Source organism: Vibrio sp. YIC-376, assembly GCF_052353105.1.
GTDB lineage: Bacteria > Pseudomonadota > Gammaproteobacteria > Enterobacterales > Vibrionaceae > Vibrio.
In genome coordinates this window covers 116,367-135,730 of record NZ_JBBWFK010000011.1, presented here as the reverse complement: position 1 = coordinate 135,730, position 19,364 = coordinate 116,367, and the positions used below count along the sequence as shown (strand labels likewise).

At 44.8% G+C, this 19,364-nt stretch carries 15 protein-coding genes and 1 riboswitch; of the genes, 10 read left to right on the top strand and 5 right to left on the bottom strand.

Annotation, left to right across the window (positions count from 1 at the left end):
- Positions 1-387: 387 nt before the first annotated feature.
- The 3 genes from WJM94_RS19110 (at position 388) to WJM94_RS19100 (ending at position 3,380) form a co-directional block, all read left to right on the top strand.
- Positions 388-1,956 (top strand): ATP-binding cassette domain-containing protein, encoded by a 1,569-nt coding sequence (locus WJM94_RS19110; RefSeq protein WP_444495783.1) that lies wholly within the window; start codon positions 388-390, stop codon positions 1,954-1,956.
- Positions 1,957-2,343: 387 nt separating this feature from the next.
- Positions 2,344-2,778 (top strand): hypothetical protein, encoded by a 435-nt coding sequence (locus tag WJM94_RS19105; protein WP_444495782.1) that lies wholly within the window; start codon positions 2,344-2,346, stop codon positions 2,776-2,778.
- Entirely contained in the window at positions 2,775-3,380 is a 606-nt protein-coding gene (locus WJM94_RS19100; RefSeq protein ID WP_444495781.1) for a Cap15 family cyclic dinucleotide receptor domain-containing protein, read from the top strand. The genes WJM94_RS19105 and WJM94_RS19100 overlap by 4 nt, the downstream gene beginning before the upstream one ends.
- A 125-nt stretch (positions 3,381-3,505) precedes the next feature.
- Here the strand turns inward: WJM94_RS19100 and WJM94_RS19095 are convergent, their stop codons facing one another.
- From WJM94_RS19095 to WJM94_RS19075, 5 genes are all read right to left on the bottom strand, one after another.
- Positions 3,506-3,970, bottom strand: a complete 465-nt coding sequence (locus WJM94_RS19095) for a Mov34/MPN/PAD-1 family protein (protein ID WP_444495780.1) — start codon at positions 3,968-3,970, stop codon at positions 3,506-3,508.
- A complete protein-coding gene (locus WJM94_RS19090; protein WP_444495779.1) occupies positions 3,963-5,648 on the bottom strand; it encodes a ThiF family adenylyltransferase in 1,686 nt (561 codons plus the stop codon). The genes WJM94_RS19095 and WJM94_RS19090 overlap by 8 nt, the downstream gene beginning before the upstream one ends.
- The gene (locus WJM94_RS19085) at positions 5,641-6,963 is read right to left on the bottom strand and encodes a CBASS cGAMP synthase (RefSeq protein ID WP_444495778.1); all 1,323 of its coding nucleotides are present in this window, start codon (positions 6,961-6,963) and stop codon (positions 5,641-5,643) included. Before WJM94_RS19085 ends, WJM94_RS19090 begins: the two co-directional genes overlap by 8 nt.
- 14 nt (positions 6,964-6,977) lie before the next feature.
- Positions 6,978-7,964 carry a CBASS cGAMP-activated phospholipase gene (locus tag WJM94_RS19080; RefSeq protein WP_444495777.1) on the bottom strand — a complete coding sequence of 329 codons (987 nt, stop codon included), beginning with the start codon at positions 7,962-7,964 and terminating at the stop codon, positions 6,978-6,980.
- A 614-nt stretch (positions 7,965-8,578) separates the two neighbouring features.
- Positions 8,579-9,487 (bottom strand): LysR substrate-binding domain-containing protein, encoded by a 909-nt coding sequence (locus WJM94_RS19075; RefSeq protein ID WP_444495776.1) that lies wholly within the window; start codon positions 9,485-9,487, stop codon positions 8,579-8,581.
- A gap of 125 nt (positions 9,488-9,612) precedes the next feature.
- Between WJM94_RS19075 and WJM94_RS19070 the strand changes: the two genes are divergently transcribed.
- The 7 genes from WJM94_RS19070 to uca all read left to right on the top strand — a co-directional run bounded on the left by WJM94_RS19070 (position 9,613) and on the right by uca (position 19,357).
- Positions 9,613-11,019, top strand: a complete 1,407-nt coding sequence (locus tag WJM94_RS19070; RefSeq protein WP_444495775.1) for a glycoside hydrolase family 1 protein — start codon at positions 9,613-9,615, stop codon at positions 11,017-11,019.
- Between the two features lie 332 nt (positions 11,020-11,351).
- Positions 11,352-11,451, top strand: a riboswitch (guanidine-I (ykkC/yxkD leader).
- 67 nt (positions 11,452-11,518) lie between these two features.
- Positions 11,519-12,604 carry a putative urea ABC transporter substrate-binding protein gene (locus tag WJM94_RS19065; RefSeq protein ID WP_444495774.1) on the top strand — a complete coding sequence of 362 codons (1,086 nt, stop codon included), beginning with the start codon at positions 11,519-11,521 and terminating at the stop codon, positions 12,602-12,604.
- Between the two features lie 35 nt (positions 12,605-12,639).
- The gene (locus tag WJM94_RS19060; protein ID WP_444495773.1) at positions 12,640-13,461 is read left to right on the top strand and encodes an ABC transporter permease; all 822 of its coding nucleotides are present in this window, start codon (positions 12,640-12,642) and stop codon (positions 13,459-13,461) included.
- Between the two features lie 2 nt (positions 13,462-13,463).
- The gene (locus WJM94_RS19055; RefSeq protein WP_444495772.1) at positions 13,464-14,255 is read left to right on the top strand and encodes an ABC transporter ATP-binding protein; all 792 of its coding nucleotides are present in this window, start codon (positions 13,464-13,466) and stop codon (positions 14,253-14,255) included.
- A 7-nt stretch (positions 14,256-14,262) separates the two neighbouring features.
- The gene (locus tag WJM94_RS19050; protein ID WP_444495771.1) at positions 14,263-15,003 is read left to right on the top strand and encodes an urea amidolyase associated protein UAAP1; all 741 of its coding nucleotides are present in this window, start codon (positions 14,263-14,265) and stop codon (positions 15,001-15,003) included.
- Between the two features lie 12 nt (positions 15,004-15,015).
- Positions 15,016-15,654: an urea amidolyase associated protein UAAP2 gene (locus tag WJM94_RS19045; protein WP_417507902.1), complete on the top strand. Its 639-nt coding sequence runs from the start codon at positions 15,016-15,018 to the stop codon at positions 15,652-15,654.
- Positions 15,655-15,745: 91 nt separating this feature from the next.
- Entirely contained in the window at positions 15,746-19,357 is a 3,612-nt protein-coding gene (uca, locus tag WJM94_RS19040) for an urea carboxylase (protein WP_444495770.1), read from the top strand.
- Positions 19,358-19,364 lie beyond the last annotated feature (7 nt).

Below are 19,364 nucleotides of genomic sequence, written 5' to 3'. Positions count from 1 at the left end.
AAGGGGCTGTCGGCTAAATGAAAACTGCCCCAAAATCATTTAGATTAAATACTCTATATCATCCAATTTACGTTCATTTCCCCTACCAAAAGTTGTCCGAAGGATAGTTTTGTAAGTACTACGTACCTTGACTAGAGAAGAGTGAATACAGTACTCTTTGTTTATCACTTCTTAAGGAGATTACGCCGATATGAACAACTAAACCTGTCATCCATTTTTCATTTTATTTTTGGATTTACAGGGTTAGTAGGCGTAGCTCACTTTCCGATATTTCTCTGCAAGTACATTTGTATAGTTTTGCGCTTAGGTAAGAGCGTGTATTTGTATTGATCTCATCTCTGAATTATCTAGCTGCGGCTGTTGTCCCTGTCATACAGGAGGCAAATTATGCCAGTATTACAGGCTTACAACATAAGTCATCAATTTGATAACGGCGAGATGCTGTTTCAACAATTGTCATGTTCTATGACTAAAAATCGTGTCGGTTTAGTTGGCCGTAACGGTGTTGGTAAATCGATATTCGCTTCGGTCTTAAGTGGCGAACAGCAACCGTTAAGTGGAACGGTCACGTTACCTAAGTCACTTGCGGTGTATCGTCAGCAGCCATCTCAGTTGTTATCTGGAGAACTTTCTATCGCCCAGTTCTTGGGTAAAGATGAGGTGCTTAAAGCGATAAAGTATGTTGAATCAGGTGATTGTTCACAGCATTGGTTTGATGTGATTAAGGAGCAATGGGATTTACCCTTGCAACTTCCTCAGCAACTTAAAGAGCTAGGCTTACCACAAGATGCTGATTTACCTTGCGCTCAACTCAGTGGAGGACAATTAGCACGATTACAGCTTTGGCAGTTGTTTGAAAGCAACGTTGAATTACTGATCCTTGATGAGCCATCTAATCATCTTGATGCGCAAGCAAAGCAATGGTTACTGGAATCGATGCGTTCGTTCAAAGGGGCGATTTTACTTGTCAGTCATGACCGAATGTTATTGCGCGAAATGAACGAAATTTGGGAGCTTTCTGGGCTTGGATTACAAGTATTTGGTGGGAATTATGATGTTTACGCCAAACAGAAAAGTACTGAGTTACAAGCGGTAGATCGACAACTTGCGAGCGTTGATAAGCAGAGAAAAAAGCTGGAAATGCAAGCACAGCGAAACAGAGAAAAGGCAGATCAAAGAGCTGCACAAGGTATCAAATTACGCAAAGAAGGTAGTCATGGAACAAGCTTACTTGATTTTAAAAAAGACAAAGCCACAGCACGAGCATCGAATCGCAATAAAAATGAGCAACTTCGTCAAGCTGACCTAAAAGATAAAGAACATTCGTTAAAGGCGCGAAAAGAGCAACTGAAAGGGCAAACGCTCTATCTGGAGGATAGCCCAAGCCGGTTGCGTAAAGTAATTTCAATGCTTGAAGGGGTGTTGCCTTTTGGCAGTAGTAAGGCTATCTCGCTGCAAGTCTATGCCAATGACAAGGTGCACCTTGTAGGTAAAAATGGTTGCGGTAAATCAACACTGTTAAAAACTCTGTTGGGTGAGTTGTCGCTGCAAAAAGGGGAACTGCAATTAAATACGCCTTTGTATTATCTTGATCAGCATTTTGGTGTTATTCGACCCGAGTTGTCGATACTGGACAATTTGATACAGCAGTGCAGTGGAATCAAAGAGAGCGATGGCAGAACCTTGCTGGCAGGTATCGGGTTTCGCCGTGATAGTGTATTTCGTTTTGGTAGTATGTTGAGTGGCGGAGAGAAGATGAAGCTAACCATGCTTATTGCCAGTCATCAACCAGAACAACCTTTTTTATTACTCGATGAGCCAGATAATCATCTCGACCTAGATTCTAAAATGATGCTGGCACAGGCTCTATGTAATTACCGTGGTGGTTTTATTCTTGTAAGCCATGATTATGATTTTGCCCGAGACTCAGGAATTCAGCTACAAGTCACTTTGTGACTTTCCTTGAATACTTAGCGGAACATTAATGGGGTAACACGAAATTGCCCCATTCTGTTTCGGGCACGACTAGGCATTTTGGTACCTGCAGGGGTTACCCCAAATAATTCTTATGTGATAACTATAACGTTTATGCATGTAAAGAGCATTTTTATCTAGACCTATGACTAGCTTCGGGACAGAAGCGAGTTAACTTAGTTGCTCTAGAACTGGTGATGCTAGTGACACTTATTTCTTTCATGAAAGGAGCCGGTCCTGTAAGAACCTGATTTAAGCGTTTGAAATTTTTTGATAATTTCGGGTATTATCAACATAGAGTATCGCTGGGAGGCAGCATGGGTGATAGTTCTCTTGCTGCTTTTAGCTATGTTATTGAGGAGGTTCGCTGTGACACAAAATGAATTTAGAAGTTTACTTTATGAGGTTGGTGCCAGCACTTTCTCCGACTTCTCTGGAGCAGGAATTATTATTTGTGATCACCCTACTAATTTACCAATAGTGAGCCTGCGAGATACGGTGCCGGACTTAACTGGCTCGCCTGTTCACGTTTTGTCAGAGCTTGCTCGTTACAAAAGTAAATATCACGATGGATTTCATATCCTTAACAGGAAAGGAGAAATAACACATGTTGCTCAGTATTTCTCTCCACCTATTGTGAAAGAAGTACGCATTGATTGCACCAGGTTTGTGGGGGGACGCTTCGTAGCAGCTCTTTTTGGTTCAGCTATTCCTGATGTGATAATGACAGGAATTATCAGTAAAGGGCACGGACTTTCTATCTTTAAGAGTGGCAAAGAGGTGTATTTTGAGGGTGGACAATGATTAGCCTTTTACCAATTGGCAGGGTGATTTCTGTCATTGCTGTGTTATACGCCATAGTTAGTTGCCTAATTCTTTGGTCTGTATACGATGAGAGTACATCATTTTTATCTGCTATATCAATTGGAGCTAGCGGCTCAGCCATTTTGAACACTTTACTCCTCGTAACCTTTTATTTTGGTTGGGAAAAAATATGGGGAAGATATCCAGTCCTTAATAAAATGTTGTTCCCCAATTTAAATGGGACCTGGGATATGGTTATACATTGGGAGTGGGAAGGAAAGAAAGGCACGTCGCATGCAAAAGCGGTAATTAGGCAAAATTTCCTGAATTTCGGTATGGATGTAGAAGCCGAGGACTCAGACTCTCAGACTTTGCTAGCTAAACCTAAAAAGGATGTAGAAACTGGGCGTGCACAATTGTATTACGTCTTTTTGACTACCCCCAAGTACAAGTCAAACTCCAGTCCTCAGCAACCGTATAAAGGTGCAGCTATTCTTAAGCTTGCTCTTAATGACAATGAGTTGCTTCAGGGAAACTATTTTACTAGTCGAAAGACGGTTGGTTATTATGAGCTTAAACGTGTAGCCCCAAGCAAGAGGTAAACTGTTTAGTGCCATATAGGATAATGAGAGGATTTAATTGATAGCTAAGTTCGCAAGAGTGCTGGTCTTTCGCACAGCATTTTAATGTCTCACATCTGGATTAAGTTCTCTCCTAACTATACAACTTAGTATTGCGAATAGTCGTTAGTTAATGTGAGAAATTGGCCGTCGATCAAAAGCCCGCACCAAATACTCACAGTACCCTGAATAATCAAAAGAACAGGATCTCGCCCATTTAGCAGTTTCCAATTAACATAATCGATCGCCGAGGGTGTTGGGTGCGGCTCAGGATGGGTGTGCCATTCGCCCAAATAGTTTGTAGCTCCGTCGGACTTTTCCCATTCTTCGCGGATCAATTTTGAATGTGTACGGCCGCAACGGACAAAGGAAAAGCGACTAGCCTTATCTGTCGGCTGAGGACGAGTGATACTAGTAATGCGCATATGCAGGCCTCTCCATTCTCCAAGTAATATCCCACCTTGCTCCGGTTGACTTGATAGGCACTGTTTAAACTGTTTTATCTCTTGGAGAACCTGTGCTTCCACGACAATCGTCCTGTTTTGACAAGTCATAATAAGCGCTTCATGCATGAGTGGAAATCCTACATATACGAGCTTTCTTGAGTTTCATTGGGCGTTTACTTTTTGGTTTGTCCGTAATCGCAAATTGCTGGTAAGTGATGCTAGGCCGTTCGTTAAGTGATTCTAGTGCTAGTTTTTGGGCTAATGAGGCGGCAGCCTGGCTGGTTCCTGATGGATAAGGAGTATACGTTGAACCGCAGCGTTGCCTAAAAGCCTTTCTTTCTTGGGAATTTTGTGATGAGAACACAGGATGGCTCTTTTCATTAATGCAACCGTAACAAGCTTGGTCTGAGCGGCCTGTATCTAACAACCCACGAACAAGGTGGCCGGCGCCATCGATCCAAACGTGGACAAGCATAGTCGAATTTTGTGGCCGGCAGGCTTTTAACAAATGAAAAGAATCAGCCAGTAGCAATGACAATGGTTCGCGTCCAGTTGCATCGATAACTAGATCATACTCAGCAACACTGTTTTTTTTCATGCTCCAATCCGGCTGTGCTTTGACGTCAACTGAAAAGGGAATAATGGACTTTAGATAGTGAGACAGTGCTGATGATTTGAACCTGCCCACAAACTGCGCTGGTAGAATATGTCGGCCAAGGTTAGCAGTGCTTAGTTCATCTGAATCGAAAATAGTTAAAGACCCGCTAACGCTTCCAGCGCCAGCATCTACCAACATTTTCGCTGTAAACCCTCCAATAGTACCAGCACCAATAAGAGCAATTCGAAGTCCTGCTAATGAGTTACTATCCTTAGGAAGGTTACGTGTAGTGATGAATTCTTGATCAGCTAGTTGGACACTGACGCGTTCCATTTTTTTCAACCACAACTTGCTAGTTAGGCGCTGTGAGGCAATTTTTGTAGAAATTCCTCGGCGCATAGTATTGAAGAAATTTACGACATTTTGCTCATAATGAAGCACCCACCCAAAGTCACCATCGGTACCAGTGGTAACAAGGCACAATATTTTTGTTTTTTTTGTGCCGCGTAGCTTAGCAGCTATACGGTCTGTCAGTACATTGTGTGCATTGTGATCACACATCTTTAGCCACTGCATCAAGTCTTTAAAACTGGTTGGTGGCCAATTACTACCAAGAGGCATCCAAGGAGATACTCTAATCGCTACTGCAGGGTAAGTCGCGTCAGTGTATAGACCATCTCGTGCACGGCTCCAATGATTAAAAAGATCTGAGTTCGATGAGACAACGAGTTCTGTTTGAGGCTTTCCCAACAAGTCAGTGGTCACAAGCTCTCGACATAGCAGTGAAGCATTCTTGTCTGTCGATTTTGATAGCAGAAAGAGAGGGGTATTACCACACCAGTAGTTAATAAACTCACCGTTGTATTCCCCATCCCACTCCCCGGAGGCAATAACATCGACTGTACGTTGAATTAACGCATCTACTAGTTCTAGGGTTTCGACAACATCAAGGGGGTTCCAAGAGAGAGTTTCTCCATCGACATAGCAAAAACGATTTCCAGATATGTGAGGTACAGCCTGCCCCATCAACTGTTCAGGAAAGCTAATTAGCTTCGCTTCGGGAAGTTGTCCGCAGGAAACCGAAGTTGTATCGAGTTCAATACCAAAACGCATACCAGCGCTTTGGTAGGTTTTCCTATAGGCGACACTGTCAATTGTACGTAAGACGGTGAAGCCAAGGTTTACTAATACTTGGCGCTCACTCATTATGGGTACCGGAACGTAAATTTGGTACCTCGCGTGGAGGTTTCTTAGATACAGGAGTAGAAATCACATCACTGTACAAGTTGGTTTCTTCGATCAGTTTGGCTGGTACCTGTTTGGCGTGCACGCCAATACCGCTAACTATTGAACTTTTGCTTTCGTCAATTGATGTTGCCTGGTAAGTACTATGATTGATAGCATTTAACAGTTTCTCCGCTTCCTCAATGATCCGATCTACTTCATCTTGATCCATACCGGGTTTCGGAAAAAGATCACGGGTATCAGAGGGATCTGGACTTGATACCCCTTGACGCAATTGTTTAGGTAGTGCTTTGGTACACAACAAAAGAGCTGAATGGTCATTTATCTCGGTTTGAGAATGATTATCCAAAGTTGTCACAGCGCAAGCCATGAGAGTTAAAGATGTTGGACCTCCAGTGGGGTAGGTAGTATCTCGCCACGCCTTAAGGTAGCGGCAAGCATTCACCAGTGATCGGCCGTGCTCTTTTACAGCTGTTTTGAACCAACGTGCAACCTGTGCGGGGTCGGATGGAATCCAATGCTCTTCGTCATCGCGCTTCGCTAAGTAGATTTTGTTTGGATCAAGATAAGAGTAACTTGAGACTTTTTCACTAGCCGCATCATTGAAAATCTCATTAAAGTAATTTGTATATAGTTGGTCATATGAATTGACAGCGTTTACAGATTCGAGATTCATTGATTCCCGCTGCCGTGATTTATCGATGTTCTCGTATTCGTCTTCAGGGATGGCATACAGAGGCACATCAATGTGTATATGGGGAGCAACGTTAATTCTGGCACAGGTTGGTTTAAATGATGGACCTGTCCACTCAGGATTCTCTTCACATAGCCGAGTGAGTACCGAGTCAATGATCAAAAAGAAAACTTTCTTACTCACGATAGGCGAGCTCTCGAAAAACTCAATCGGTAGGTATACACCATCATCTAAGTCTAGCTGTTGCTTTGGCGGATATGCTGGACGGTTTAAGGTGCCGTAGGTGAAACTTCCCTGGGTAAAAAATACGGGGCGCAATTTTCCAATCATCGTTTGTTGGCCAGGTTCAAGCATCAATATGGCGTCAGCAACATCCTCTGGTAGTACGCTGATTAATTTGCTTCTGCGTTCGTATGAACGGGACCTCAGAGCTGAGCGTATGTTTGAGAATGTTTCCCGAATAGCGCTGCGAATATTTTTCCGTGAAGATACTAAGAGGTTAAAATCGCTCTCACTAATAGCCAACTCAGAGATGACACCGTTGCTAGGATTGTTGAGAAAGCGGTTAATGTTCCATTTCATTGCTTATGGCTCCTTTAGTGAGAAAAAGTGGCTGCGGGCTCGTCGAACAGGTGAGCTACGTTGCGATATTCATTTGCTTCAACGCTCTCAGCATGCGCAATCATAGCTTCAGCAGCATAATCGTCTGAATTATCTAAAGTGATCCGCTTTGCTTGTTGCATAGGGATGGTAGTGGATAGCTTAGTGAAGCGATCTCCTATCATTTGTTTGAGCATATAGTCTTGCATATTGCTGTTGCTGGACATTGTGATATCAATCAGTCGCTCCCCTTTCCCCCATAGTTTCCAGTAACCAGCGCGACCGATTGTTCCATGATCAATTGTTGATGGTGCATTTAATGCGTCGATCCCTAGTACGTGAATGCTATCCTGGTCCCAGCACAACTTGTGAACCGCTTCATGAAATGCAATCAATGCTGGGGAGTTGGCAATCAGACCCCCATCGCACATATATGCGTTTAGGGTTGAGCTAGTGCACTTGTGAGGTGGGAAATACGTAGGTGCTGCACTGGTAGACAGTGCAACGTCACATACAGATATTTTGCGATCGCGAACATATTCATCTAAATGACCGGTTTTAAACATTAGGGGGTTACCAGTAGAAATGTTGACTGCTGGAATGATGCACCTAGATTGCAACTGTCCCATTGTGAGGTCGCCGAATTCCTTCTCAAGTAGTTCACGCAACGGTTCTACTTCATACTTTGCTCTACAAAGCAAAGAAATACCAAACCAATCCCTCTTTTGGGGAAATATAACCTTTCTGTTGTCATTAAGAAGCTTAGCTAGGTACCGAGCATTTTTCCCTGAAGCGAGACCAAGGGCTAATATACCGCCAATACTGGTACCCGCAAGGAGGTCAAAGTAACTTGCTATATTTAGATTCTTATGCCCAGAATGGTCGGCCAATTGCTGCTCCCATCTTGAAAGCAGGGTAATGCTGTAAAGCCCACGAACACCACCACCACACATTGCCAAAACGCGCTTCCTTTCTTCAGTCATGTTAGAACACCCCCTGATAGCTTATGAAATAATATTCTATTCCAAGGCAGATAAGTAATCTATTGCTTATCAAGGGAAACTGGCTACTCTAAAGAAGTTAGTTTTAAAATGTATGGGTGTGGTCAAATTGAATGCCAATTCTCTTTCGGGCGAGAGTGCTCTTGCTAGGATGCGAAATTTAGTGCGCTGTCTGTTGCATCGTTGGAGTACCCGGCAGATTCGGCAAAAGAGGCGATTAAACTTACGCAGGATCAGGCTGATGGGGAGTAGGCTGGTTAACTAAATGAAAGGTAAGGTGTGAAAACCTTGATTTTGCGTATTTATTCACCAGATATTGTGATACGTAGTGTGTCGGTAGCTAAGTTGACATACATGTAATTATCCATGATTTGCTAATTTAGAAAAGTCACTGGCTCATTTTTGTCCATAAATGAGTTAAAGCCTTTAGAGATTAAATTTAGAGATTAAATAGCTCCGTTCTGATCAAAAATTGAGAGATATGGCGTCAATTCACAATGATGATGATGAAGTTTGCGAATGGTTTAAACTAGGAGTGTTTTTGACACGAAATTATGCCAACTTTTTTGTTTTTGCTTCTGGTAACGTTGTTTAATTTAAATACCTTCAACTAGCTGACTACGTATCCACGACGTAAATGCTTTGAACCTTGGTCGCTCTTCCATCCCTTTCGGGCAAATAAGTAAGTACTTCATGTCGGCTGGAATAACACCAAATGGTGCAATTAGTTCACCGCTATCCAGATACGGCTGAATGAGCGCGACACGTCCCATTCCTACTCCCATATGGTTTTTAACTGCAGATACCGCCATCTCGCCATGGTTAAAGACATAGTAGTTGGGGGTAGGGCGTATCTGTTCCGTTTGCTGCTTGAGCCAGTGTTGCCATTCAAAATCGTAGTTGGCTGAATCGATAGATTCTGTGCAGTGGATTAAATTGGCGTTAGCTAAGCTACTAACTTTGTTAGTTATCTTATGCTTTTCGGCATATAACGGAGTGCAAACAGGGGTCAGAAACTCTTCAAAAAGCTCTTCATTATGCATATCAGGTTGGGGATCGCGACTGTAGTAGATAGCTAAATCTACGGGCTCGTGATGAAAGTCGAGGTGACTGGCTTTCACTCTGATTTTTAAATTCAAACTAGGGTAACGAGCCTGAAAATTGGCCAATTTAGGCAAAAGCCATGACTGAGCAAACGTAGGAGCGACCCCGATATATAGCTCTCCAGTCAGCTCATTAAAGCGAATATCATCGATGTCAGAAAAGATGGTAGAAAAAGAGCTATTAACGGTTTCGTATAGTCGCTTCCCTTCCTCCGTCAGTTCCAGTTTTCTGGTCAGGCGGACAAATAGCTTAAATCCTAACTGCTGCTCCAGTTGTTTTATTCTCTGACTTACCGCTCCCTGGGTTAAATGCAGCTCCTCGGCTGCGTTTGTAAAGCTTAAGCACTTTGCGGCAACGTTGAAGGTATATAGGTTTGAGACGACGTGCTGTTTGTTTTCCATTTTGCTCTTATCTATTAGCTTGGCTAATTCATACTGTACTCGAATTGAGTTGTGACGATCAAAATATTCCTTTTAAATTAGCCTGTCTTATGTAGATTTAATCGCCAGCTTTTAAGGAGCAACCAATGTCTTTTTGTTTTCCCGATGAGTTTTTGTGGGGTGGGGCAACTGCGGCTAACCAAATTGAAGGTGCGCATACTGCTGATGGTAAGGGACTGTCGACATCCGACATTCAGCCTTTTGGCTCGTTCGGGGAGTTAAAGCACCGACAGGACGGAGACTTTAATATCAAAGACATAGCGATCGATTTTTATCATCGTTATCCGCAAGATATTGAGTTGTTTTCTGAACTTGGTTTTACCTGTTTTCGCCTTTCGATTGCCTGGAGCCGAATCTTTCCGAAGGGTGATGAGTTAGAGCCGAATGAGCTGGGGCTGGCTTACTACGACAAAATTTTTGATGAACTCGAAAAGCATGGAATCACGCCAGTAGTGACGTTATCTCACTATGAAATGCCATTGCATTTAGCTGAGACATATGACGGTTGGACAAGCAGAGAACTCATAGGGTTCTTTGAACGTTACGCTACTGCGGTATTCTCCCGATTTGGACACCGCGTTAAGTACTGGCTGACCTTCAATGAAATCAATGCCACGTTACATGAGTCGTTTACGGGGGCCGGAATTCCACGCGGAAGTGATGCTCAGGCTCTTTATCAGGGGATCCATCATCAGCTGGTTGCCAGTGCAAAAGCGGTCAAAGTCTGTCATGAGCTGCTACCTGATGCCAAGATCGGCAATATGATGTTAGGCGCAATCCAGTATGCATTAACCAGCCATCCGGACGATGTGTTTGAAGCGATGCAACAGAACCGCGAATGGCTATTTTTTGGTGATGTACAGAGCCGTGGTTACTACCCGGGTTATATGACGCGTAAATTCAAAGAAATGGGCGTTGTACTCAATATCACGGATGAAGATAAAGAAGCACTAAAAGAAACGGTCGATTTTATTTCATTCAGTTACTACATGACCGGTTGTGTCAGTGTTCAGAACGAAAATTTAGAGATGACCGATCAGGAAGCTTTCAAAATGGGAAGCAACCCGTATCTGGAGTCAACGGATTGGGGATGGCAAATCGATCCTAAAGGGTTGCGTATTGTTTTGAACCTACTTTATGACCGATACCAAAAGCCATTGTTCATCGTAGAAAACGGTCTTGGTGCGACGGATACCATTAATGAAAATGGAGAGATTGAGGATGATTACCGAATTCAGTACCTCAATGATCATTTATATCAGGTTGGTGAAGCGCTTCAGGATGGCGTCGAAATCATGGGTTACACCTGTTGGGGGCCAATTGATTTGGTGAGTGCATCAACCGCCCAGATGTCCAAACGATACGGCCTGATCTATGTTGACCGAGATAACAACGGCCAGGGCACTTTAAATCGCTCAAAGAAAAAGAGCTTTTACTGGTATCAAAACGTGATTCAAACCAACGGTGAAGCGCTGACTCCACCAAAAGCATGATGTAAGTTACAAGGGCTTTGGTAGTGGTACCACTACCGAAGTCTGCTTGATTCAGATGTGCTCGTGTCGCTCCTAAATAATTTTCGTAACTTATTTCTACCTGATTGATTCGTCCCCGTGAACACGTGTCTACGTTCATCTCTTGTTATGCACTCAATTGGTGCTTGCTCTGAAGTTAATTGGTGCGATTAAGGTGCATATATTGAGTGTTAAATGCTTATCTAACTGAAAATTAATGAAAATATTTTATGGCATCTGTTTTGCTTTAATTAAAGTGTTCGTAGCAAAGAGTCATTAGCCAGTGAATAGGAGTGCACTGGATACAATTTGATAAAACAGACATCTAGGGTTCCGACTAATTTTGATTAGTGTCTGGTCCGAGAGTTGTCAACCTCTTATGAGGTCACACGGCGGGACAAAAGCCCGGGAGGCCAACCAATTTCATTGGTGATGTCTCTGTGCGCTTGTTCAATTATGTGATTCACATTGGAGGTGGTCCATGTCACTTTTTTCTAAACGCTCTGTTATCTCAATCGCTTTATCCACCAGTTTGCTTTCTGCACCATTTATTTCTACTACTGCGTCCGCAGAAGAAAAGAAAGATTTCACTATCGCCTGGTCCATTTACGTGGGTTGGATGCCTTGGGACTACGCAAAATATTCGGGCATTATTGATAAATGGGCGGATAAATACGGCATTAATATCGATGTCATTCAGGTGAATGACTACGTTGAATCGATCAACCAATACACTGCAGGTCAGTTCGATGCAACGGTAATGACCAACATGGATGCTCTTACGATCCCTGCTGCAAGTGGTGTGGACTCAACCGCAGTCATCGTTGGTGACTTCTCTGATGGTAACGATGGCATCGTTCTGAAAGGTGAGAACAAGTCGCTGGAAGACATCAAAGGACAGAATGTTAACCTGGTCGAACTTAGCGTTTCACACTACTTGATGGCCCGAGGCCTTGAAAGCGTAGGTCTTAGCGAGCGAGATGTGAAAGTCGTCAACACTTCAGATGCCGATATGGTCGCTGCATTCAGCACGGATGATGTCACCTCTACTGTTACCTGGAATCCGCTACTCAGCGAAATCAAATCCCAACCTAATAGCACGCTAGTTTTTGATTCCTCCAAAATCCCCGGCGAAATCATTGACCTGATGGTTGCCAATACAGAAACACTGCAAGACAACCCAGCACTGGGCAAGGCGTTAACTGGTGCGTGGTATGAAATCATGTCGATCATGTCCGGTGAAGACAAAGCCGCGGCTGATGAAGCAAAAACCTACATGGCGAAAGCTTCTGGTACCGACTTAGCGGGTTACAACGACCAGCTGGCAGCGACTAAGATGTATTTCTCTGCAGCAGAGGCGGTTAACTTTACAACCAGCGAAGATTTGAAATCGACGATGCAAAAGGTTGCTGGTTTCTCATTCGAGCATGGTCTGCTGGGTGAAGGCGCGCCAGATGCGAGCTTTATTGGCGTCGAAACACCGTCTGGTGTCTACGGTGACCCAAGCAATATCAAACTACGTTTCACTGCTGAGTACATGCAATTGGCAGCAGACGGCAAATTATAAGTTTAGATATTCATTCGAGTGTTTTAGGAGTTGCCATGACAAAACTCATCAACCGTCAACCTTCTCGCGCTAGTAAGTTGATGCTGGGGTTATTGCCGTTCGTCATCTTGCTGTTTGTTTATATTGCGGCATCTGATGCGCGTCTGGCGGTGAATCCATCCGATAAACTGTTACCCGCGTTCAGTAGTTTTGTCGATGCGATTGATCGGATGGCATTTACACCAAGCAAACGTACCGGAGAATATCTATTCTGGACTGACACTTTAGCCAGTCTGCAACGTTTAGCGATAGGGGTTGGTGCGAGCGCTTTATTCGGTTTAGCGATTGGTGTGGCAAACGGGATGTTACCCGTAGTTCGCTCTTCGCTTTCTCCCGTTGTTACTGCGATCTCGTTGATTCCACCAATGGCGATTCTTCCCATTTTGTTCATTACTTTTGGCTTGGGTGAAGTTTCCAAAGTTGTCCTAATTTTTATCGGCATATGCCCAATTATCGTCAGGGATCTTCAACTTAAATCTCAGTCATTGCCTCAGGAGCAGCTCATCAAAGCTCAGACTCTTGGTGCGAACAGCTGGCAAATCATTGTGCGGGTGGTACTGCCTCAGATATTTCCGCGTCTGATAGAGGCCGTCCGTCTGACATTGGGCAGTGCATGGCTGTTTTTGATTGCTGCTGAGGCGATTGTTGCGACTGATGGCCTGGGTTATCGCATTTTCCTTGTCCGTCGTTATTTGTCGATGGATGTCATTCTTCCATACGTTATCTGGATAACCATTCTTGCTTACACCATGGACTGGTTATTAAGAAAACTGTCTGAGAAGACATGTCCTTGGTATCACGAAGCACAGGGAGAATGAGCATGAATAAGAGAAAACCCATCATTCAGATTAAGAAAGTCTGGAAAGAATACGGCGATAACATCGTCTTAGAGAAACTGAATCTCGATGTTTATCCCGGTGACTTTGTCAGTATCGTTGGTGCTTCAGGATGCGGCAAAACGACCATGCTGAATATGTTACTGGGTACAGAAAAGCAAACTCGTGGCGAGATTCTGCTTGATGGTCAACCGTTATCGACAGAACCCGGTATAGAACGAGGCATTGTCTTTCAGAAGTATTCCGTGTTTCCTCACCTGACTTCACTACAGAATGTCATGCTGGGTAAGGAATTAGAATCGAGAAGTGTTCTTACTTATTTAACCGGCCGTGGATTTGGTGCTAATAAGAAAAAAGCTCAGGAAGAAGCGACTGCGATACTCAAACAAGTGGGGCTGGGACATGCTTTGGGTAAATACCCTCATGAGCTTTCCGGAGGGATGAGACAACGACTGTCTATTGCCCAAGCCCTGATTAAAAAACCCCGCATTTTGCTGTTGGATGAGCCGTTTGGTGCACTTGACCCGGGCATCCGAAAAGACATGCACACCTTAATTAAGTCACTTTGGCAGGAGCAGCAGCTCACCGTGTTTATGATCACTCATGATCTCAGCGAAGGTTTTCACTTAGGCAACCGACTTTGGGTGTTTGATCATGTAAGAAATGACGAACAGGCTCCTGAACGTTATGGCGCTCAAGTGACTTTTGATATCGATTTGAGAAAAGTAGAGCAAGTCGAAGTGGTTACTAGTTTATTAGAGAAGAAGATTGCATAGGAGGACAATGATGTCGTCTAACACACCTATTTTTACCGATACGATTCCAGGGGCCGCACACTGGTCAATGGTCGTTCCAAAAGGGCATGTATTACAAGCGAAGGATCTGCAAGGTGGCGCTAACCTGAGCATGCTGTTCTACAACCCGACCAACTTACTGGAGCGTTATAACGCGCCAGATACCCTAAAGTGTCAGCATACTTTTAAACTGACTGCCGGTCATTGCCTTTATTCAGATATGGGACGCGTGTTCTGCTCGATTGTCCGCGATGATACTAACTGGATTGACTCTGTCTGTGGCGTTGCCAATAAACAAAAAGTCACAGAAAAGTGGGGCGCACGTAATTATCAGAAAGACAGAAATCAGTGGAAACAAAATGGCTATGATGCGCTGTTAGTTGAAGTGGCGAAATATGGACTGGGTCAACGTGATTTAGCCGCCAACCTGAACCTGTTCAGTCGCGTAAAAACCGATGAATTCGGCAATTTGCAATATGTGGTTGATCACAGCAAAGCAGGGGATTGCATCGAACTGCGTTTTGAAATGGATACGCTGGTTGTACTTACCACTTGTCCTCACCCAATGAATCCGGCGGAAGAATACCCATTTAAACCGGTTGAAATTGCGTTGTTTGAAGCAGAACCGGTCAGCGAAAGTGACGCTTGTGTGACTTCCCGAGAAGAGAATGGGCGCGGTTTTGAAAACAACCGTCGTTACCACATGCACGCCAGTTGCTGTCACGAGTAAGGAGGACGAAAGATGATTGTTGAAAGTAAACTTGAGCCCCAAAACGCGATTCGTCGCGATATCGTACCTGCAGGTGATTACTACATGAAAGTGGTGAAAGCGGGTCAGACATTCCGAATCCTTGATTTGGAAGGAAACCAGGCGGCCGACACTCTGTTTTACAACGCTAATGACCCTGCAGAGCGTTACAGCGCTATCGATACCATTCGAGAGCAAGGCAATGTGTACCTGACAGCAGGCACCAGGATTTTATCAAACCATGGTAATGAAATGCTGCAAATTGTGGCGGATACCTGTGGCCGTCATGACACCTTGGGCGGTGCATGTGCGACAGAGAGTAATACTGTGCGCTATGCAATTGAAAAGAAATGCATGCATGCTTGCCGTGATAGCTGGCTGCTGGCTGTTGCAGAAAACGAAGAGTTCGGCATGAGCAAGCGCGATATCACGCACAACATTAACTTCTTTATGAATGTGCCAATCACCGAGTCAGGGGGATTAACCTTTGAAGACGGTATCAGTGCGCCGGGCAAGTATGTGGAACTCACTGCAAAAATGGATGTGATCGTCCTAATCTCAAACTGCCCTCAATTGAACAACCCATGTAATGCCTACAACCCAACGCCAGTTGAAGTATTGGTGTGGGAATAAAACGAGCGCATCCACGATAGAGTCGGGGACGACCCCACAATAAGACTCTAAGCTTTAGCCGGGACGACCCGGACAAGAATTGGAATCGTCTATGTTTAACAAGGTACTTATTGCAAACCGTGGCGCTATCGCTACCCGTGTGATCAGAACGCTAAAAAAATTAGGCATCACCAGTGTTGCGATATACAGCGAAGCTGATGCGCAAAGTCTCCACGTCACTCAGGCAGATGAAGCCTACTCATTAGGGCAAGGTGCTGCTGCGGACACCTACCTCGACCAGAAAAAAATCATCGATATTGCTAAACAGACTGGTGCGGAAGCGATTCACCCTGGCTATGGCTTTTTAAGCGAAAACCCAGATTTTGTCGGCTTGTGTGAAACCAATGGTCTGGTATTCCTTGGCCCTACTCCGGAACAAATGAATGTTTTTGGCCTTAAACACTCCGCACGTGCGATTGCTGAGAAATCGGGCGTTCCCCTTTTACCGGGAACCGGGCTGCTTAAGGACAAACAGCAAGCCTTAGAAGAGGCAAAACGCATTGGTTACCCAGTCATGCTGAAAAGTACTGCCGGTGGTGGTGGTATCGGTATGCAATGCTGCTATGACGAATCGTCTCTGGCTGCCGCTTTCGACTCAGTGAAACGCCTGAGTGAGAACAACTTCAGTAACAGCGGCGTTTTTCTCGAAAAATTCATTGAACGTGCACGTCACATTGAAGTTCAGATTTTTGGCGACGGGCATGGAACGGTGGTTGCTCTTGGTGAACGTGACTGTTCTTCTCAACGCCGTAATCAGAAAGTCATTGAAGAGACACCAGCGCCAAACTTAACCGATAAAACCCGTGAAGCGCTTCACCAGACGGCCATTAATCTGGCTAAAGAAGTGAATTATCGTAACGCCGGTACGGTTGAGTTCGTTGTTGACCAAATCACAGAAGAATTTTACTTCCTCGAGGTGAATACTCGCTTACAGGTTGAGCACGGTGTTACAGAAGAAGTGTTTGGCGTCGATCTTGTCGAGTGGATGGTGAAGCTGGGCGCTGGCGATTTTACCCAAGCAGAACTGCTGACAGAGCGTGAGCCAAAGGGACATGCAGTGCAAGTGCGTTTGTACGCCGAAGACGCTAACAAAAACTTTCAGCCATGTGCAGGATTACTCAGTCACGTTGAGTGGCCAAAAGTGGATGGATTACGCATAGAGCACTGGATTGAAGCGGGTGTCGAAGTCTCACCTTTCTTCGACCCGATGTTAGCGAAGATCATCACCTTGGGCGAATCCCGAACTGAAGCCTTGGATAAAATGTCTGAGTCGCTACAAGCGATGTCTATATACGGTATTGAGCATAACCAGAAATATTTACAGCAACTGATTCAGTCTGACCTTGTGCAAAGTGGCACTGTTTTAACTCGATCTCTTAATGACTTCGCTTACCAACCAGCTTCAGTCGATGTGATTAGCGGTGGTACGCAGACGACCATTCAGGATTACCCTGGCCGTTCAGGCTACTGGCACATTGGTGTGCCACCTTCAGGCCCGATGGACTCATTGAGTTTCCGTCTTGGCAACCGAATGCTGAATAATGATGAGTCCTGTGCTGGTCTGGAGATCATTATTTCTGGTCCGACTCTTAAATTTAACATCGAACAATCTTTCGTTCTTACCGGTGCACATCTTGATGCGACCTTGGATGGCGTAGAGATTGAACACGGTGTCATTACCATGGCTAAACCCGGCCAGATTCTGAAAACCGGCTTTGTGAAAGGGGATGGTGCACGCAGTTATCTACTGTTTGATGGTGGCATCCAATGTCCGGACTATCTTGGCAGTAAATCAACCTTCACTTTAGGTCAGTTTGGTGGCCATGCGGGTCGTGCCATTGTTGCTGGTGACGTATTACATATCACTGGTACTGATCCAGAGGTTGTCGTTGAATCACCACAAGTTCAGTTACCTGAGTTAACGACCGAATGGACGGTACGTGTTATTTACGGACCTCACGGTGCGCCGGACTTCTTTACTGATGAAGACATTGACGCCTTCTTTTCTGCAACCTGGAAAGTCCATTTCAACTCAAGTCGAACGGGTGTGCGCCTGATTGGTCCTAAGCCTAACTGGGCGCGTCAGGATGGCGGGGAAGCGGGGCTGCACCCTTCGAACATTCACGATAACGCTTATGCTGTCGGTACAATCGACTTTACTGGTGACATGCCGGTAATTCTTGGTCCTGATGGTCCGAGCTTAGGCGGTTTTGTTTGCCCGGCGACCATCATCAAAGCGGATTTATGGAAAGCTGGTCAATTTAAAGCGGGTGACAAAATACGTTTTGTTCCGGTAACGATTGAACAAGCAGAAATGGCAGAGCGAGCGCAACTTGAAGGCATTGAAGCTCTGAACATTGAAGCTTTTAGCATTAAAGAACACGATCTGGAAGCTGTCGAGCTGACTTCTCCGGTCATTAAAACACTGCCTAAAGCGATCTTCGGTGAGGACGTGGTTTATCGTCCGAGTGGCGAAGACTTCCTGCTGGTGGAATACGGTCCGCAAGTGTTGGATATTCGACTTCGTTTCCGCGTTCATGCGTTGATGATGAAGATCGAAGATATGGATATTGATGGGGTTAAAGAGCTCACGCCGGGGATTCGTTCTCTGCAAATCCATTACGATAACCTGACGTTACCTCGTCATAAATTGCTGAAATATCTCGAACAGCTAGAAACTCAGTTAACGGATATTGATGAACTGACGGTTCCTGCTCGTGTCGTTCACATTCCATTGTCCTGGGATGATGAAGCAACGCGACTCGCGATTCGTAAATATGACGAAGTGGTACGTAAAAATGCGCCTTGGTGTCCGGACAATATTGAGTTCATTCGTCGTATTAATGGTCTGGATTCTGTCGAAGATGTGAAAAAAATTGTCTTTGATGCAAGCTATTTAGTGATGGGCTTGGGCGACGTTTATCTGGGTGCACCAGTGGCGACTCCGATGGACCCTCGTCACCGTCTGGTTACCACGAAATATAACCCAGCACGTACCTGGACACCTGAAAACGCGGTTGGTATCGGCGGTGCCTATCTGTGTGTTTACGGCATGGAAGGGCCGGGCGGCTATCAGTTTGTTGGTCGAACATTGCAGATGTGGAACCGCTATCGTCAGACTAAAGAGTTTGAGCTGCCTTGGCTGTTACGATTCTTTGACCAGATTAAGTTTTACGAAGTCAGCGCGGAAGAGCTGCTGGAAATAAGACGCAAGCACCCACTTGGTCAGTATCCACTGCAAATTGAAGAGACGGAATTCTCACTGGCGAGCTATCAGGCGCTGATCGATGAACACTCTGAGGAAATTAATGCCTGTAAACAGCGTCAGCAAACCGCTTTTGAGGCGGAGCGCCGACGCTGGGTTGAAAGCGGACAGGCAAACTTCGTGGTTGAAGAGGCAGAAGAAGAAAATAAAACGCAACTCGTGTTAGAAGAAGGCCAGGCACTGGTGGAAAGCCACGTCGCAGGCAATGTCTGGCAGGCTTTAGTAAAACCGGGAGATACGGTGAAAGTCGGGCAGGTCATCATGGTGTTGGAAGCGATGAAAATGGAACTGGAAGTTGTCGCTTCAGAGTCTGGCATTATTGCTCAAGTCTGTGCGGATAAAGGCGCTCAGGTTAGTGCTGGTCAGCCACTTGTCATTATTAATACTCAAGCAGCTTAAGGAGTAA

What these genes read in the sequence shown, in the direction of transcription:
- WJM94_RS19110 (WP_444495783.1), top strand. Translation starts at nt 388, where the DNA reads ATGCCAGTATTACAGGCTTACAACATAAGTCATCAATTTGATAACGGC.
- WJM94_RS19100 (WP_444495781.1), top strand. Translation starts at nt 2,775, where the DNA reads ATGATTAGCCTTTTACCAATTGGCAGGGTGATTTCTGTCATTGCTGTG.
- WJM94_RS19095 (WP_444495780.1), bottom strand. Translation starts at nt 3,970, where the DNA reads ATGCATGAAGCGCTTATTATGACTTGTCAAAACAGGACGATTGTCGTG.
- WJM94_RS19090 (WP_444495779.1), bottom strand. Translation starts at nt 5,648, where the DNA reads ATGAGTGAGCGCCAAGTATTAGTAAACCTTGGCTTCACCGTCTTACGT.
- WJM94_RS19085 (WP_444495778.1), bottom strand. Translation starts at nt 6,963, where the DNA reads ATGAAATGGAACATTAACCGCTTTCTCAACAATCCTAGCAACGGTGTC.
- WJM94_RS19080 (WP_444495777.1), bottom strand. Translation starts at nt 7,964, where the DNA reads ATGACTGAAGAAAGGAAGCGCGTTTTGGCAATGTGTGGTGGTGGTGTT.
- WJM94_RS19075 (WP_444495776.1), bottom strand. Translation starts at nt 9,487, where the DNA reads ATGGAAAACAAACAGCACGTCGTCTCAAACCTATATACCTTCAACGTT.
- WJM94_RS19070 (WP_444495775.1), top strand. Translation starts at nt 9,613, where the DNA reads ATGTCTTTTTGTTTTCCCGATGAGTTTTTGTGGGGTGGGGCAACTGCG.
- WJM94_RS19065 (WP_444495774.1), top strand. Translation starts at nt 11,519, where the DNA reads ATGTCACTTTTTTCTAAACGCTCTGTTATCTCAATCGCTTTATCCACC.
- WJM94_RS19060 (WP_444495773.1), top strand. Translation starts at nt 12,640, where the DNA reads ATGACAAAACTCATCAACCGTCAACCTTCTCGCGCTAGTAAGTTGATG.
- WJM94_RS19055 (WP_444495772.1), top strand. Translation starts at nt 13,464, where the DNA reads ATGAATAAGAGAAAACCCATCATTCAGATTAAGAAAGTCTGGAAAGAA.
- WJM94_RS19050 (WP_444495771.1), top strand. Translation starts at nt 14,263, where the DNA reads ATGATGTCGTCTAACACACCTATTTTTACCGATACGATTCCAGGGGCC.
- WJM94_RS19045 (WP_417507902.1), top strand. Translation starts at nt 15,016, where the DNA reads ATGATTGTTGAAAGTAAACTTGAGCCCCAAAACGCGATTCGTCGCGAT.
- uca (WP_444495770.1), top strand. Translation starts at nt 15,746, where the DNA reads ATGTTTAACAAGGTACTTATTGCAAACCGTGGCGCTATCGCTACCCGT.